The organism is Neorhizobium tunisiense, assembly GCF_039631515.1.
Lineage (GTDB): Bacteria > Pseudomonadota > Alphaproteobacteria > Rhizobiales > Rhizobiaceae > Neorhizobium.
The window spans coordinates 21698-37947 of the sequence record NZ_JBDIUU010000007.1; the positions used below are offsets into that span (position 1 = coordinate 21698).

Consider the following 16250-nt stretch of genomic DNA (forward strand, 5'->3'; position numbering starts at 1 on the left):
AGTTTCACGATGATCGAGGACCTGATCGGGCTTCTGGCAGAACCTGGCCAGCCAAACTTCTTCTACGACGCGCTGGACGCCGCTCTCGCCAGGCACGTTGGCCACCGCCTGTTGACGCTGCTCTACACGGACGGCGACGAGGTGGCGCGCGTCTATTCAAACATGCCGGACGTCTATCCCGTCTTCGGCCGCAAGCCGATGGGCCTCACGCCCTGGGGCGACCTGGTGCTGCGCCGGCAGCAACCCTTTCTCGGCCGCGACCGAGACGCCATCAAATGGGCCTTCTTCGATCACGAACTGATTGCCAGCATCGGCCTCAATGCGGCGATCAACATCCCGGTCGTCTATGACGGCGAAACAATCGGCACGATCAACCTGCTGCACGAAGAATTCTTCTACGAGGAGAAGCATGTCGAGATCGCCCGGAAATTCGCTCCGCTGCTGATCCCCGCCTTCCTCGAAGCCCGCCGCAACGGCCATGCGCCGGGAAATGGAAAAGGAACAAGACCGTGATCTCCTATCTCTTCGAAAACGCCCGCATTGTCGACGGAACGAGCCCTCAGGCGAGCGAGCCGGTTTCGGTTCTTGTCGAGGGCGACATGATCCGCGAGGTTTCGCCCTCCATCAACAGTGCCGGCGCGCAGCGGATCAATCTTGCCGGCAAGGTGCTGATGCCGGGGCTGATCGACGCCCATGTGCACGTCATCGCCGGCATGGCGAACCTCGGCCAGAACGCGAAACTTCCCGATCCGATCGTCACCGTGCGCGCCTTCAAGATCATGGGCGACATGCTGATGCGCGGTTTCACCACGGTCCGTGATTTGGGCGGCGCGACCTCCGGCCTGCTGGCCGCCACGCAGGAAGCGCCCTGGCCGACACCCCGGCTCAATATCTGCGGCAAGGCACTCTCGCAATCCGGCGGCCATACGGATTATCGCGGCCCCTATGACGACACGCCGGCGCCGAAGACCGGCCATGCGCTCGGCAATCTCGGGCGCATCTGCGACGGGGTGCCGGAAGTTCGCAAGGCCGCCCGCGAAGAACTGAAATCGGGCGCCCATTTCATCAAGGTCATGGCGAACGGCGGCATCGCTTCGCCGACCGACCCGATCCACTTTCTCGGCTTCTCGCGGGAAGAGCTGATCGCCGCCGTTGAGGAAGCGGAGAATGCCGGCACCTATGTCGCGGCACATCTCTATACCGACAAGGCGATCCACCGGGCGATCGAATGCGGGATCCACTCACTGGAACACTGCAACCTGATCACGCCGGAAACTGCGACATTTGCCGTAGAAAACGGATGCATCTCCGTGCCGACGCTCGTCACCTACGAGAAGCTCGGCGTCGAGGGGCCGGCGCTCGGCCTGCCGCCCGCCTCCGTCGCCAAAGTCGATTCCGTGCGGCTGGCCGGCATGGAATCGCTCTCGATCATGCGCGACGCCGGCCTGCCGATGGCTTACGGCACCGACCTGCTCGGCGAAATGCACCGGCATCAGTCAGAGGAATTCGTGATCCGCACACGCGTCCTGCCTGCCCATGAGGTCATCGCCTCCGCGACGCATGTCGCAGCCAAGTTGCTCAGGATGGAGGGCAAGATCGGATGCATCGCACCGGGTGCCTTCGCTGACCTGGTCGTGGTCGATGGCAATCCGCTCAGCGACATGTCGCTGCTGACACATCAGGGCGCCCATATGCCGATCATCGTCCGGGGTGGGATTTTCGTGAAAAATCAGGGGTAAGGTGGATGGAATTGGGAAGAGAGATGGCGGTGATAACGGCAGGCCTCGACCTGCTCTATCGCAGGCGCAATGGCAATGCGGGTATTCTGGATGCCGAAGGCCTGATACCGGTCGCCGTCGCCGACGTTTCACCGCGTCCATTCGGCACCTACGAGGAGGCGGAGAGCGCACTGCTGTCCTTGCGCGACCGCCTCGGAGAAGCGGAAAACGCACTGCGCCGGGATTGGCTCGACGAGATGTCGGATTCACTGCTCGCCCTGATCGCCACCTTCCGCAGCGATACCATCAGCTTTGCCGAAAGGCTGGAGCGACAGATCCGCGTCGACGTGCGCGATATCCCCGAAGAGATCATCGCGAGCTATCACAAGGGGATCCGCGAGGCGTTGGACGAACTCGGCTTCCGCGGCGGAAATCTGTCGGTTGATCTTGCGCGCTGGGAAGAGAGCGCACGAATACCGCCCGACAAGGTGCTGGACGTGCTGGCGGACTTTCAACGTCAGGCGCGGGCGCGATGCGGGGCTCTCGCAACCGCGCTGAATGCTGACTGGCTCGGTGGCGAATGGCTCAAGCCGATCGGCCAGCGGAATGTCCCGTATTCGGCCTATTGCGATTTCCCCGAAAGGCGGTTGTTGCTCAATGTCGATTTTCCATACACTGCGTTCAGCCTCAAGCACCTGGCGGTGCACGAGGCTTTTCCGGGCCATCTCGTTCACCTGAAACTGCGCGAGAGGCGCGTGGCGGAAGGCCTTATGCCGCTCGATGCGGCTCAGGTCGTCACGAGTTCGGCGAGTTCGGCCATTTTCGAAGGCATTGCCGACAACGGCCTGCAGTTTCTCGATTGGATCGAAACGCCGGAGGATCGTCTCGGCCACACTTTGCAGCGGCTTCGCTCTGCACTGAGGTGCCGCGCCGCATGGCAAGTGCTCGGCGAGGGCAGATCCCTCGACAAGGTTGTGCCGGATATCGCGGCGGCTTCCCTCCAGTCTTCCGACCTAACTCGATCCCGCCTCGCCTTCCTTCGTCACAATCTGCGTGCGCCTTTTGTCTACGCATACTGGTGCGGAGAGATGGCGGTCGACTCGGTATGGTCTCAGCTAGGCGCCACGGAAAGAGGTGAGTTTTGGGGCTACCTCTACGATAATATGCACACGCCGAGTACTTTAGCGAAACATTGGCCCAATCGTGGCTCTTGAGATCCCATCAGGGGTGAGTAGCGACCTGCACAGTGGCAGTCTCCAAAAGACAATCATGGATCTGATTTTGTGCAGCCCTGGAAACCCAAGAGCCCCCTTCCTAAGCGCAATCGTACGCCGCAGCCGGCTATCAAGATTAGGTGTCGGCAACTCGGACCAACTCCGCCTGATGGTGCAGCAGGCCCCGACTGTGAACCTTATGTCCACGTAAGCCACATATAAGCGGCGGCCGTCCAGGAAAAGCCGAGGCCACCGCAGCCTTCGCCCGTTACCGGGTCGAAATATTCGGCAAAACCTTCCGCCTCGATCGCCGCGACCGTCGATCTGCGCAGCTCTTCCGCCGCTTCCCGATGACCGTTGCGCCTGAAGCCGTCGATCAGCAGCCAGTTGATGATCGCCCAGGCCGGGCCGCGCCAGTAGCGTTTCGGTTCCCAGCCTGCGATGCCGGGCTTTGTGGTCGGAAAGGCGACCTTGAGACCCTTCGACCAGACCTTCATCTCGTTGACCAGCGCGTCGGCGATGCCTTTCTCCAGGTCGAGCGACAGGAGGGGGATGAAGCCTGCCTGCGTGGCTGCCTCGACATCCTCGCCGGAGATCAGGTCGCGGGACACGAAGCGTGACAAGGCTGGGCGCCACTGCGCAAGTATCGCCTTGCGGCTGAGCTCGTTGAAGGTGGCGATCTCAGCCGCGTCCTCCATCCGGCCGAATTCGCGGGCGAGATGTTCCAGGTCCTCGCCGGCCTTCAGCAGGATAGCGGTGGTCTGGATCTCGGCCACCTTGAACGGTGCCTTTTCCCATTGTTTTGCGGGATCCCAGCCGCAGGCGGCATAGGTGTCGACCAGGTGTATGAAGCGGTTATAGTCCTCGTCGCGCGGGCGCATCGAGGCGTTCACATGGCCGGTATCCTTGCGCACGACCGGCGTGTCGGTCGTAGTCGGCACGCGCGCGAGCGCGATGTCCCAGGCCGGCGAGTTGTCGCTGCCGCTTTCCCAAGGGTGCAGCAGAGCGACCAGGCCAGTGCCTTCCGGATCCCGCGCGGAATACCACCAGCGATGCCATTTCAGCGCGGCCTCGTAGAGCGGCAGGGTGCGTGCCTCGGCGCCGCTGCCGGCCGCCTCGAAGACCTTGCGCAGTGCGATCGCAAAGACCGGCGGTTGGGTGATGCCGGAGGTCGGAATCGTGTGGCGGGTGCGCCAGACGTTCGGACCGGGGAAATAGGTGTCGCTCGGCTGGTGGAAAACGATATGCGGCACCATGCCGTCCGCCCACTGGCCCTCGATCAGCCGCTCCAGTTCGCGATAGGCACGGTCGGTATCATAAAGCGCGAAACCCATGGCGACGAAGGCGGAATCCCAGTTCCACTGGAATGGGTAGAGCCGGTCGGTTGGCACCGTATAGCCGCCGCGGTCGTTGGCGACGAGGATGCGCTTCGCCTCGGTGATATGCACATTCATTTCGGGTACTCCGGTATGCTCAGGCCGAAACGGCCGGAAAGGACTTGCCGCTTTCGGGCGAAAGCCAGGTAATGCGCCTGCGGTCGAGCTTCAGGCCGATCGTGTCGCCGCTCTTCACCGTTTCGGACGCCGGCAGGATAACCCGCACCGGCTGGTCGTGGATCGAGCCGGTTAGCAAGAGGTGCGAACCCATCGGCTCGGCAACCCGTACCTTCATCTCGATCCCCTGCGGGAGCGGCGCCAGTTCGACCGCCTCGCCACGCAGGCCAAGCACGATTTCATCGCCGACATCCTTTGGCACCGCGAGCTGTTCCGCGCCGGCCGCCACCTGGCCGTTCGAGACCGGCACCTTGATGAAGTTCATCGGAGGATTGCCGATAAAACCGCCGACGAACCGTGTGGCCGGATGATTGTAGATCTCGACCGGGTGACCGACCTGCTCGACAACGCCGTTGTGCATGACCGCGATACGATCCGACAGGCCCATCGCCTCGGTCTGGTCGTGGGTGACATAGATCGTCGTCGTGCCCGCCGATTGCAGCACGGTTTTCAGTTCGGTGCGCATTTCAAGCCGCAGCAGGGCGTCGAGATTGGAAAGCGGCTCGTCCATCAGCAGCACCTTCGGCTCGACGGCCAGCGCGCGGGCAACCGCCACGCGCTGGCGCTGGCCGCCCGAAAGCTTGTTCGGATAACGGTCGAGATACGGCTCGATATGCAGCAGGCCGGCTGCCTTCTCCACCTGCGCCTTCACCCGCGCATCGTCCGCCTTCTGCATGCGCAGGCCGAAGGCGACGTTTTCGTAGACCGTCATATGCGGGAAGACCGCATAGTTCTGAAAGACCATCGCCAGCCCGCGATCCTTGGGCGCCAGTCCGATGATCGACCTGTCACCAATGCGGACATCGCCCGAGGTCGAGGTTTCAAGACCGGCGATGATGCGCAGGAGCGTGGTCTTGCCGCAACCCGACGGCCCGAGCAGCGAAACGAACTCGCCGTCGTTGATCGTCAGCGAGACCTCCTTCAGCGCCTGGAAAGCGCCGAAACTCTTGCGGATGCGGTCAATGACAATATTGGCCATGTCGATGGTCCCGTTATTTGGAGGAAATGCCCCAGATCGCGAAGAGGTAACGCCTGACCGCGAAGATGAAGACAACGGAAGGGAGAATGAGCATGAGGCCGCCGGCAAAGCGATAATGCATCGGGCTTTCCGACAGCACCGTCAGCAGATAGGCCGTGAGCGTGCGGTTGCGCACCGTCAGTACCGAGGCGGCGAACACCTCGTTCCAGGAGATGACGAAAGCGAATACGGCGGTCGCGACGATGCCGGGCAAAGCCAGCGGCGCGACCACTTTAAAAAAGGCCTGGACGCGGGTGCAGCCGAACACCCAAGCGGCCTCTTCGAGTTCCTTCGGGACGCCGAGGAATATGCCCTGGGTGACGAGCGCCGCAAAGGGCAGCGCCAGAACCGTGTGGATCAGGCCGACGCCGATGATCGTGTCATAGAGCCCGAGCCGGATGAAGGAGACGGTGAGCGGCAGCGCCAGGATCGCCAAGGGAAAGGCGCGGGTCAGCAGGACCAGAAGCCGGTAGCTGTCCTTGCCCCGGAAATCATAGCGGGCCAGCGCATAGCCGGCCGGCGCGCCCAGCAGGATGGAGAGCGCCACCGTTATGCCCGCGGCCCCCAGCGAGTTGAGAAAAGACTGGACGACGCCTTCGGTTTTCAGGAACAGAATGAAGGGTTCGAGCGAAATCCCGGTCGGCAAGCCCGTCTTCGGCCAGATATAGACGCCCTGGCGACCGCCGAGTGCCCCCAACGCCACCAGATAGATCGGTACCAGAACCCAGGCGCAGAGCGCCGCAATGCCGCTCCAGAGGAGCCAGCGGCGGGAGGAGGCGAAGCTTGCGGGACGGGAAGCCGTTTCCGTCACGCTCATGGTTTCCGTACTCATGGCAGGCGCTCCGGATCGACTTTCAGGGCCTTCAGATAGATCAGCGTCGCGGCAAGCGAGATGATCATGATCAGCACCGCGTAGACCGCAGCGACGCTGTAATTCTGGTTCTGGTTCTGCCAGTTATAGGCCTCGCCGACGAGGACCGGGAAATTGCGCCCGCCGAGCGCGTAGACCACTGCGAACACCTCGAAGGCAAGCACTGTGCGCAGGATCAGCGCCGATTGCAGCGCCGGCCGGATCAGCGGCAGGGTGATGCGCCGGAAGCGCGTCCATGGGCCAGCACCGAAGATCTCGGCGGCTTCCTTGAACTCCTTCGGCACCTGGTTGAGGCCGGCGACGATGATGACCATGACGATCGCCGTGCCGCGCCAGATTTCCGCGACTGCGATGGCGATGAAAAGCGCCACCGGCGTCTGGTAGGACAGCCAGCTCGCCTGCCGGCCGATCACACCGAGGCCGAAGAGGAGCGAGTTGAAATAGCCGGTATTCTGCAGGATCGATAACCAGACGAGGCCGGCGGCGAGGTCGGAAATGCCAAGCGGGATGGTCCAGATCCAGAGAATGGTCTCGCGGCCGCGGCCGACCTTGGCGACCATCGTGCCCATGGCGAGCGCGATGGCGATCTGCACCGGCACGACGACGATCGTCAGAAGAAAGGTGTTCCTGACCGAGCGGGTGAAGTTGATGTCGGTCACCATGCGCTGGGCATTCGACAGCGAAGGCGTGCCGTTGTCCGAGAGAGCCAGCCAGATCGTCTGCACCAGCGGCACGACGAAGAGCAGCGCCAGAAAGGCGACTGACGGCAGGATCAGCAGATAGGGGATCCAGGGTCGGTTCTGGGTCATCGATCGCCCTCACATGGGGGCTTTGAGAATTGATCATACATCAACTTGTTCCTCTCTCCGCCATCCATATCGCGACGGAATGCAGGCACCTTGCGGTCCGCTGCTCCCGCTCCTTCGGATTTGGCATCCGGGCATTCGCGCCCGGATGCCAATAGCCTTGGGAGGCTTGTCGGATGGCGCCTTATTGAACCGGGCAGGCGCCGTCGCTCTTGGCATCCGGAGCCCAGCAAGGCGCCTTGGCGTCGATCATCAGTTTGGCCATGGTGGCGCCCTGCTTGGCGAGCACGTCGGCGACGGGCTCGTTCTGCAGCACGATGCGCTGGAAGGCGTCCATGTAGACCTTGTTGAATTCGCCGCCCTTGTCGCCGAGGCCGACCGGGAGAAGCGAGATGACGGCATCCTTGGAACCCTGCGTCTTGGTGACGGCACCGGCGAGAAGCGCCACGCCCTTGTCGAGGTCCGGCGGCAGCTGGACGTTGAGGGTCGGGAAGAAGCCGACCTTCGAAGCCGTCAGCAGCTGGGTCTTCTGGGTCGTCAGCGTTTCAATGACCTTCGTGGCCCCTGCCGTGTCCGGTGCGCCTTTGGGGATCGCAAGCCCGGCCAGAACCGGCATGTAGCCGCGGCCCTTGGGGCCGGCCGGTGCCGGGAAGACGACATAATCATCCGGCGCGGCCGAGATGGCGCTCTTCAGGCGGGCGACATGGTCCCAGGCGACCATGACTTCGCCCGAGGCCAGCGGTTCCTGCATGAAATCGTAATTGGTGGAGTTCGGGGTGACATAGGCCCAGAGCGCCTTCAGCTTCTCCCAGCCGGCCGCGGCATCTGCATTCTTGAAGGTGCGCACCACGCCGCCGGTGAAGGACGGATAGAAATAGCCTTGGAAATAACGCGCCATCAGGCCCTTCGGACCGGCCGGGAAACCGATCTGCGGCTGGCCGGTGGCAGCTTGCATGTTCTTCCCCCACTCTATCAGCTGGTCGTAGGTCAGCGCGTTGATATCCGCACCCTTCGGCAGGTATTGCAGGGCTTCCTTCTTGGCGGCCATGACATAGGTCGCCTGCATCCACGGAATATACTGCTGCGTGGGCTTGCCGAGCTTGCCGAGATCAAGAACCGATTGCGGCATGCCGCTGGCGGCGAGCTTCTTGGCAAGCTCGTCGAGCGGTTCCAACTGGCCCTTGTCGGCGAGCGGCGAAAGCTCGCCATGCAGCGCACCGACGAGGCTGACGGTGTGCTTGCCGGCCTGTGCTTCGGCCTCCATGCGCACCGCGAACTGCGGCGGCTCCTCGACCACATAATCGACCTTGCCGGCATCCTTCAAAAGCTCCTGCCGAACCACGGTCGCCTCCTCTATCGGGCGAAGCTGGGTGGATACGAAAACCGTCTGGGCAAGCACCGGCGAGGCAAACGCCAGCACCGTCGAAGCCAGAATTGTAAGTGACACGATATGTTTCATCTTCTCCTCCTTCATTTTATTCGTCTTGAATGCACTGCTGTCTATGCGGCCACGGGCGGGCAGCGATGGCTGTCGCGATCGACGAATTCGATCGCATGAAGCTCCTGAAGGTCTTCAGCGGGCTCTCCGGCGATGGCGCGCAGGAGCAACGAGGCGAAGGTCGCGCCGAGGTTCTCGCCGGTCATGCGCATGGTCGAGAGCGGCGGGCTGGTGAAGGCGCCCATCGGCAGGTCGTCATGACCAATGATGCTGATCTGGCTGCCGCCGTCGACCTCGCGCAGCGCCCGCAACGCTCCGATCGCCATTTCGTCGGTGGCGCAAACAAGGGCCGTCGGACGCGACGGCTGGCGCAGCAGTTCGAGGGCTGCGAGATAACCGCCCTGCTCGAGCGGCGCTCCTTCGGCGCAGAGATCGGTCGCAAGCCCGCATTCCTCCATCGCCGCCTGCCAACCGCGGCGACGGACATGGGCGAAGTAATATTCCTGCGGCCCGGCGATATGGCCGATGCGCCGATGCCCCGCCGCATGGAAGCGCAGCGTTGCGGCGCGGAACCCGGCAAAACCATCGCCGTCGATGAACGGATGGGGGATCAGGCTCTCGGTACGGCCGTTGGTGACGAAGGGAATGCCCCGCGACTGAAGGTATTCGACGCGCTCGTCCTTGCGTTTGGTGCGGACCAGCAGCATGGCGTCGACGCGGCGCCCATCGACGAAGCGCTGGCATATCTCAAGTTCGCTGACACCCCGCGGCACGGGCGCGATGACGAGATTGAGACCGGCCGCGGCGAGATGTTCGGCGCAGCCTGACAACATGTCGAGGAAATGAGGGGGGCCGACGTGGCCAGGATCACTCGGCAGCGTCACGGCGACCAGTTCAGCGCGCTGCTTGCGCAGCCGACGAGCGGAGGCATTCGGCCGATAACCTGCCGCCTCCGCTGCCTCGCGAACCCGCGCGCGGGTGGCCGCGGACACGTCGGAATAACCATCAAGTGCCCGGGACACAGTGGTAATCGACAGTCCGAGCGAATGCGCCAGCTGCTTCAGATTGGCCAAAATATTCCTCCCCAAACTGAAATAAACATTCTCCAAAACGTTTTGAGAGTCAACCAAAACGTTTTGGAGTCCAACCTAGCGCCTGATCTCTTCCAATGTGTAGGACTTGAAGCATGGCTCGCAGAAGTTGATCAGGTCGAGTTCGCGTCGCGCACGGCGCTGGCACCATTCTCACGGGATCTTGCTGCCGGATGTAACTTGGCAGTATTCGCGGCGATGAAGCTGACTAGCTGCCCGGGCCGGACGTTCGCCGGCGGCATGGCGGCCGGGCGCGACGTTGATCGCGATCCGTCGTCCGCACTTCGCAATCGGGTTGACGACATCGAAGCCACTCAGCGTCCCAGACATATCGCCGTCGGTGATGATGTTCTATCGGCTGTTACGATCCGCGCATATCGCTGCGATCGTCACCAGATTAGGCGGCACCCGGGCAGAAATCCTGGCGCTGGCCTGCGCGACACCGGAGATCATCGCCAGATTTCCTCGCTTCGATCGACTTGTTTCGACGCCAGCTTTGGTCGTTGTCGCACTATCACGGTCTCAAAGGATGATTTCCGGGCACCTCAGGCCGCCAGCCTCGTCTACGCCCGATTTCGCTACGGTCCTGACGGCAATGATCCTCGGGCTTTCGACGATCGTCGCGCTTGTCATAACGAAACCGTTTGATCGGATCAGCGTGCCGCGTCAATGGCGCCGCTTGCCAAGCTCCTGATAAACATGGGGGCAAGTCGTCTTGCTGGTTCCGGGACAAAGAATGCAGTAGTGTGCCAGCAAGCGCGAGTTGCGGCTTTAGAGATTTCAAGTGGGAAGCTGATAATGGGATGGAAAACGCCAAAGGTCGAGTACGTCAACGGTTATAGGATCGTTGAGCTTGAGGGACCGACCTTCAAAGTTTATGACGGCGACCGCCAGCTCGGTGAGGACTTTCCCTACTCCGGCGAAGCGGCCGCTCACGCGAGGTCTCTTCCAACGCTGGATTCTCCGCGGCGCTGAGTAGGATTTCCGAGCGATTCTCGGGCATTTCTCTTCGGCGGTCTCGGTGGAAATCGGACATCAAGACATTTAGCTGAATATCACCTTTATTGGAACCATGGATTGATCACTTTCAATCCGGCGGCCTCGAAGGGGCTTGTGTCGCGCGTTGCGACCACGAGGCCATTCGCCGCTGCTGTGGCTGCAGTATACCCATCCTCCTTGTCGACCGCCTTCCCGGACACGCGAGCGCGCGCCATGAGTTCCGAGTAGAATTGGGAGCTAGCAAAATTAAAGGGTAGGACCGCGTTCTGCGAAGTGAGGAAGCACTTCGCCCTCCAGGCGATCGCGAAGGACAGTTTGCCGTTTGCTTGAAGGCATGGCAGCGATCCCGAAGCGAAGTTCGGCAATTGTTATCGCCGAAAGGAACAACGTCTCGATGGCTTGGGCATCCATCCATGCTACCACTGCCCCGTTGGGAGCCAATTTCCATGGCTCTGATATCACGCTGATATCCAACAAGATCATTCGAACGTCATCGGTTCGGCTGGTGCGTTATCGCGATTTTGCTGTAGGGCCTCAACATCGTCATTGGATAGCTCCGCGTCCCGACCGATGGCCGCGAGTAAGGAGCCAAGTTTCACACGTTCAGATGGACGAACGGCGGCCTCAATAATGTCACGGATTTCGGCCTCCGTACGTACTACGGCCGTGATGAGCCGCTCGCACACGCAGCGCGCGATGCGTTTCATCAGAAAGATTACGAATAGTAACCGCCAGCATTGATATCATCCTGTCAGAAACGATGACTTTGATATCAAAATATACCCGATGACGGCCATGATCGCTTCAGGTGTGGTGGTCTATCTGCGTGCCAGCCTGTCGACTTCCGCAAGGGAGCCGCTTCGTTGATGGTGCTGGTGCGGGACGGCGGTCTCGACCCGTTCATTGGTGCGCTTTACGTCTTCCGATCAAAACGCGCCGACCGGATTCGGATTGTCTGGTGGGATGGCAGTGGGGTCTGCCTCTATTCGAAAACCCTGGAAGATCAAGGCTTCTGCTGGCCGGGCATATCGGCGGCACGGATCCGTCTGGACCATTCTCAGCTGATGGCGTTGCTGGCTGGAATGGATTGGAAAAAGATCCGCCCGGTTAAGGTCAGGCGGCCCTTGCTGACCGGCTGACAGCGCCTGCGGCAAGATGAATCATGGCGCTGTAATGGTTGGGAAAACGGCTCTTTTGTGCTCTACTCATTCCCATGGACTTACCCCTTCACGACTTGCCGGACGACGTTGACGCGCTGAAAGCGATGGTTCTCGCAATGGCGCGCGAGCAGGCGGCGAAAGAAGGCCGCTGAAGCTGAGATCGCCCGACTGGAGGCGGTTGAGAAAAGCGCCAACGAGCGAATTGCCAACCTCACATCGATAATGAAGGTTCTGCAGCGGCCCCAACATGGCACCCGTTCCGAACGCCTGCGCCTTGGCGTCAACGACGAACAAGTGTCGCTTGCTTTCGAGGAAGTCGAGACCGCCTTTCGGCAATCCAGAGCGAGCTTGATCGCGCGGCCAAAGACAGGCCGAAACGTGCTCCACGTCCGCGTAAGGGTTTTGCCGCTCACCTCGAACGCATCGAGGAAGTGATCGAACCGGAGATCCCGGCCGGCTGCGAGGGGCTGGAAAAGGTCCTGATCGGTGAGGATCGTTCTGAACGACTAGATGTCGGCTGACGGCCTTCCGCTTTACCGGCAGGAGGCCATTTATCTGCGCGACGGGGCTTCGAGCTGCAGATATGCGCCGATTACATCCTTGAGCGCGTCAAGGAGGGCGAAAGGATCTTCGCCGACGAAGCCACCTTATCCACTCTTGCGCCCCGTTCGGGGAAAACGACGAAGGGCTGGCTTTGGGCGTACGCTCGCGATGATCGCCCCTATGGCGGAACCAGCCCGCCAATGGTGGTGTACCGGTTTGAAGACAGTAGGGGCGCCGATTGCGTGGCGCGTCACCTCGCCGGATTCAGCGGCGTCCTGCAGGTTGATGGGTACTCGGCCTACACCAGTCTAGCCAAAATGCGTACCAAAACCGGCAGCAATGAAACGATCCAACTCGCAGCGTGTTGGGCGCATCTTCGTCGCAAGTTTTACGATCTTCACATCAGCGGAGTCTCCCAGGCTGCAACGGATACGATCGTCGCGATGACCGAGCTGTGGTACATCGAGGATAAGGTCCGCGGTCGGGATGCCGACAGCCGCACCACGCTGCGTCAGACGAAGTCTGTGGCCATCGTCTCCGGACTTTTTGACCTTTGGGAAAAGGAGTTGGGAAAGGTCTCTGGCAAGTCTAAGACTGCCGAAGCAATCCGCTATGCGCTCAGCCGGCGCGAAGCACTGGAGCGCTTCCTGACGGACGGACGGATCGAAATTGACTCCAATATCGCCGAGCGCGTGATCAGGCCGCAAACGATTACGAGAAAAAATAGTCTATTCGCCGGCAGCGAAGGCGGTGGACGTACCTGGGCGACGCTGGCCACGCTTCTTCAGACGGCCAAGATGAACAACGTCGACCCGCTCCATTGGCTCTCCCAGACCTTAAACCGCATCGCTCACGGCTGGCCAGTATCTGAGCTCGAGGCGCTGATGCCTTGGAACTTCAGGCCCGACGCCATCAGCTAAGCGCTTACGGTCGATGGCGGCCTGCTGCATCCAGATCCGGTGCATTATGTCACCAAGCATCTCCATTAAGGCATTGAGAGCGACGATTTCCGGGTGAAGAAGAACATGCCAAAGATCGGTGGCTTCCAATCATTCAACACTGCCCGTCGAACCATTGCAGGTTTCGAGGCAACGCTGTGGTTGAGGAATGGCTTCGGTTTTTCCGGCGGCTGGCCTGTCAACGACCAACATGAGCTGCTCACGCGTCTTCGGACTGCAAAATGTTAACAAGCATAAAATCGGCCTCGCAATGGGACAATTCTGGCCTCCATCAAACTTTGCAACACGCCCACGGGACGCCATTCCGACGGCGACCGATTGCGGTCATCAATCTAAATCCCCATTTGACTGAGGAGTGACTCAACCTTTGCCAGAGGTTCGGGTCAGGAACTCCCGAATGGCCGCGATGACGGTGTCATGTGCCTCCACATGGACTGAGTGGTTGGCGCCGGGCACTTCGAGAAGCTCGCCCTTCGGAATCCGTTCGGCGATCAGGCGAGAATGGTTCGGCGGGCATATCCAGTCTTCGGCACCGCAGACGACCAGCGTGGGGACCGGAATATCCTTCAGCTTGTCGCGCAGGTCGTAGAGCCGTTCCTTGAACAGCGCGTTATGGGTCTCGGCATGCAGATGCATCGTGCGGGTGCGCTCCAGCGCCGCATCGGGATCGAATTGTTCATAATAGAGCGGCTGCAGTGCCAGCCAGATCAGGCGCAGTTCGCTATCGTCCTTGACCCTGTCGGAGAACATCTTGTCGAGCATGTCGAGCGAGGCGCTCGTCGCCTTGTGGATGCGCTGCTTGAACACCACCATGGCGTCGTCTTCGTGGTGATAGCTGGCGGCGGTGCCGCGCAGGATCAACCGCGACAGGTTCTGGCCATATTTCACGGCATAGGTAAGCGCGATCATGCCGCCGAACGAGCCGCCCTCGAGGATGATCTTGCGGCCGCCGCACAGGTTCACGCGAAAGGCTTCGACGTCATCCGCCAGCTGCTCGAACGTGTAGGGCGGTGTCAGGCTCGTCTGCCCGCACCCGCGCTGATCATAGGCGATGACACGGTATTGGTCCGACAGGACCTTGTAGGCGTTGAACTCTCCGTGGCGATCGCCGATGCCGCGCCCGCCATGTAGCGCAATGATCGGCTCCGCGTCGCGACTGCCGATGTCATCGTAGACGAAGGTGGCATTGTTGAGTGTCACTGTCGGCATGAGGATATCCTGTCCTGCTGATAGGGCGTCTGGAGACATGCTTCTGTCGGATCGCCGGTCCTGGATGGATGCGCGGGCTCCGGCAATGGTCATGGCGGATTGTCATGGTGAACGGAAACCATCCCGCCTCGCAGGCGGGATGGGATTTTCGCGATCCCGGAGGTCAGTTGGCGGCGGGTTTCATGTCGAAGGCTCGGACCCAGTCGTCGCCCCGGGCGGTCCAGGTGATCCGTTTGGACAGGCCGTAGGTGGCTGGCTGGGTGTAGAGGAAGAGCGCCGGCGCCTCGTCGCACATGACCTCGGTCGCCTTCTTGTAGGCGGCCTGGCGCTTTGCCACATCCATGGTGGAGCGGCCGTCCGCCAAGGCCTTGCCGAAATCGGCATTCTCCCAATAGGCATACATGTTGCCCGGCGCGAACAGGGTCAGAAGACCATCGGCATCGATCGTCGGCCAGGCCTGGCTGAGCAGGCTCATGCGGCCGAGATCCTTGGTCTTCAGATACTTGTCCATATAGGCGCTGAACTGCATCTCGACGATCTTGGTCTTGACGCCGATCTCTTCCAGCTGGCTGGCGACCGCCTGGACGACCTCCTCGCCGTTGAGGTAGATGCCGGTCGGCACTTCGATTTCGATCGGCTCGGCCGGCGCACCGCCTGCCTTCTTCAAAAGTTCGGCCGCCTTTTCCGGATCATAGGCGTAGGGCTTCAGATCGGCGTTGAAGCCGAAATAGCTCTTCGATGTCACCTGGCACTTGGCGATCTCGGCCTGGTCGTTGAAGATCGCCTTGACGATGCCTTCCTTGTCGACGGCGTAGTTCAGCGCCTGGCGAAGCAACTTGTTATCGAGCGGCGGCTTCAGCGTGTTGAACTTGATGAACGCGGTGCGGGTGCTCGGCACCGCGCCAGCCTGGGCGCTGCCGCTCGTCTTGATCCGGGTAATTTCCGTGGTCGGGATCGAGTTGATGAAATCGACCTCGCCCGCAAGCAGCGCGGCGACACGGCTGGCGGCATCCGGAATGATGCGGACGACGACCTTGCTGAAGTCCGGCTTCGCACCCCAATATTGCGGATTGGCGTCGAGCGTGATGCTCTCGCCCGGTTTGACGGAGGAGATGACATAGGCGCCGCCCGACGCGGTCTCGGTAGCCGGCTTATGGTTGGCGGCCCACTTCGGCGGCAGCAGGAAGAACATCGACAGCTGGCCGATCATCGCCGGATAGGGCGAGCTCGTCTTGATCTCGATTTCGGTCGGGCTGATGACCTTGACGTCGGAAATCAGCGTGAACCAGGCCTTGATGCGGGCGTTGACGGCCGGGTCGCGCACGCGGTCAAAGTTCCATTTGACCACTTCGGCATCGATCTTCTCGCCGTCGTTGAACGTGGCGTCCGACCGCAGCTTGAGGCGCCAGGTCAGGTCGTCGACACTCGTCCATTCGGTTGCGAGAGCCGGAGCGATCTTCATGTCGGGACTGCGCAGAACCAGCGACGGATAGATGTGGCTGAGCAGGCTGAGATCGGTGCCGACGGATGCAGTCATATGCGGATCGAACGTGTTGATCGTGTTCGTGATCGCGACGGTCAGCGTCTTGTCCTGTGCAAGCGCCGATGTCGACATCGTGGCGCCGAGCGAAAGTGCGGCGATTGCCGCGGAGATCGATTTTCTGGTCACGT

At 61.3% G+C, this 16250-nt stretch carries 13 protein-coding genes and 4 pseudogenes; 7 read left to right on the plus strand and 10 right to left on the minus strand.

The genetic code is table 11. From position 1 onward, the window contains the following. The first annotated feature begins 9 nt into the window (after positions 1 to 9). From ABCW43_RS19940 to ABCW43_RS19950, 3 genes are read left to right on the plus strand one after another with little or no spacing between them, the layout of a single operon-like run. On the plus strand, positions 10 to 513 hold the full coding sequence (locus ABCW43_RS19940) for a GAF domain-containing protein (RefSeq protein ID WP_345927641.1): 504 nt from the start codon (positions 10 to 12) through the stop codon (positions 511 to 513). After that, positions 510 to 1739, plus strand: a complete 1230-nt coding sequence (locus ABCW43_RS19945) for a metal-dependent hydrolase family protein (RefSeq protein ID WP_345927643.1) — start codon at positions 510 to 512, stop codon at positions 1737 to 1739. Before ABCW43_RS19940 ends, ABCW43_RS19945 begins: the two co-directional genes overlap by 4 nt. A 23-nt stretch (positions 1740 to 1762) precedes the next feature. Continuing rightward, complete coding sequence (locus ABCW43_RS19950) at positions 1763 to 2932, plus strand: hypothetical protein (protein ID WP_345927645.1); 1170 nt, start codon at positions 1763 to 1765, stop codon at positions 2930 to 2932. Positions 2933 to 3129: 197 nt separating this feature from the next. Here ABCW43_RS19950 and ABCW43_RS19955 read toward each other — a convergent pair whose 3' ends face one another. The 6 genes from ABCW43_RS19955 to ABCW43_RS19980 all read right to left on the minus strand — a co-directional run bounded on the left by ABCW43_RS19955 (position 3130) and on the right by ABCW43_RS19980 (position 9691). After that, a complete protein-coding gene (locus ABCW43_RS19955) occupies positions 3130 to 4386 on the minus strand; it encodes an MGH1-like glycoside hydrolase domain-containing protein (RefSeq protein ID WP_345927646.1) in 1257 nt (418 codons plus the stop codon). Between the two features lie 19 nt (positions 4387 to 4405). After that, on the minus strand, positions 4406 to 5464 hold the full coding sequence (locus ABCW43_RS19960) for an ABC transporter ATP-binding protein (RefSeq protein WP_345927648.1): 1059 nt from the start codon (positions 5462 to 5464) through the stop codon (positions 4406 to 4408). A gap of 13 nt (positions 5465 to 5477) precedes the next feature. Beyond that, positions 5478 to 6335, minus strand: a complete 858-nt coding sequence (locus ABCW43_RS19965) for a carbohydrate ABC transporter permease (RefSeq protein ID WP_345927650.1) — start codon at positions 6333 to 6335, stop codon at positions 5478 to 5480. After that, positions 6332 to 7183: a carbohydrate ABC transporter permease gene (locus tag ABCW43_RS19970; RefSeq protein ID WP_345927652.1), complete on the minus strand. Its 852-nt coding sequence runs from the start codon at positions 7181 to 7183 to the stop codon at positions 6332 to 6334. The genes ABCW43_RS19965 and ABCW43_RS19970 overlap by 4 nt, the downstream gene beginning before the upstream one ends. A 181-nt stretch (positions 7184 to 7364) precedes the next feature. Beyond that, a complete protein-coding gene (locus ABCW43_RS19975) occupies positions 7365 to 8639 on the minus strand; it encodes an ABC transporter substrate-binding protein (RefSeq protein ID WP_345927654.1) in 1275 nt (424 codons plus the stop codon). A gap of 41 nt (positions 8640 to 8680) precedes the next feature. Beyond that, complete coding sequence (locus ABCW43_RS19980) at positions 8681 to 9691, minus strand: substrate-binding domain-containing protein (protein WP_345927656.1); 1011 nt, start codon at positions 9689 to 9691, stop codon at positions 8681 to 8683. On the opposite strand from ABCW43_RS19980, the gene ABCW43_RS19985 reads away from it, so the two are divergent. After that, positions 9665 to 10357 carry a hypothetical protein gene (locus ABCW43_RS19985; RefSeq protein ID WP_345927658.1) on the plus strand — a complete coding sequence of 231 codons (693 nt, stop codon included), beginning with the start codon at positions 9665 to 9667 and terminating at the stop codon, positions 10355 to 10357. The genes ABCW43_RS19980 and ABCW43_RS19985 overlap by 27 nt on opposite strands. A 413-nt stretch (positions 10358 to 10770) precedes the next feature. On the opposite strand, the pseudogene ABCW43_RS19990 reads toward ABCW43_RS19985, so the two are convergent. Both ABCW43_RS19990 and ABCW43_RS19995 read right to left on the minus strand, forming a co-directional pair. Further along, positions 10771 to 11191: pseudogene (locus ABCW43_RS19990) on the minus strand (type II toxin-antitoxin system VapC family toxin). Continuing rightward, a pseudogene (locus ABCW43_RS19995) lies at positions 11188 to 11446 on the minus strand (FitA-like ribbon-helix-helix domain-containing protein). The pseudogenes ABCW43_RS19990 and ABCW43_RS19995 overlap by 4 nt, the downstream one beginning before the upstream one ends. 41 nt (positions 11447 to 11487) lie before the next feature. Between ABCW43_RS19995 and tnpB the strand changes: the two are divergent. From tnpB to ABCW43_RS20010, 3 genes and pseudogenes are all read left to right on the plus strand, one after another. Next, complete coding sequence (gene tnpB / locus ABCW43_RS20000; protein WP_345928175.1) at positions 11488 to 11847, plus strand: IS66 family insertion sequence element accessory protein TnpB; 360 nt, start codon at positions 11488 to 11490, stop codon at positions 11845 to 11847. Positions 11848 to 11921: 74 nt separating this feature from the next. Next, positions 11922 to 13331: pseudogene (tnpC, locus tag ABCW43_RS20005) on the plus strand (IS66 family transposase). 6 nt (positions 13332 to 13337) lie between these two features. Beyond that, a pseudogene (locus ABCW43_RS20010) lies at positions 13338 to 13602 on the plus strand (DDE-type integrase/transposase/recombinase); the annotation flags it as partial. A 128-nt stretch (positions 13603 to 13730) separates the two neighbouring features. On the opposite strand, the gene ABCW43_RS20015 reads toward ABCW43_RS20010, so the two are convergent. Both ABCW43_RS20015 and ABCW43_RS20020 read right to left on the minus strand, forming a co-directional pair. Next, on the minus strand, positions 13731 to 14579 hold the full coding sequence (locus ABCW43_RS20015; RefSeq protein WP_345927660.1) for an alpha/beta fold hydrolase: 849 nt from the start codon (positions 14577 to 14579) through the stop codon (positions 13731 to 13733). Between the two features lie 163 nt (positions 14580 to 14742). After that, positions 14743 to 16248, minus strand: a complete 1506-nt coding sequence (locus ABCW43_RS20020; RefSeq protein ID WP_345927661.1) for an ABC transporter substrate-binding protein — start codon at positions 16246 to 16248, stop codon at positions 14743 to 14745. Positions 16249 to 16250 lie beyond the last annotated feature (2 nt).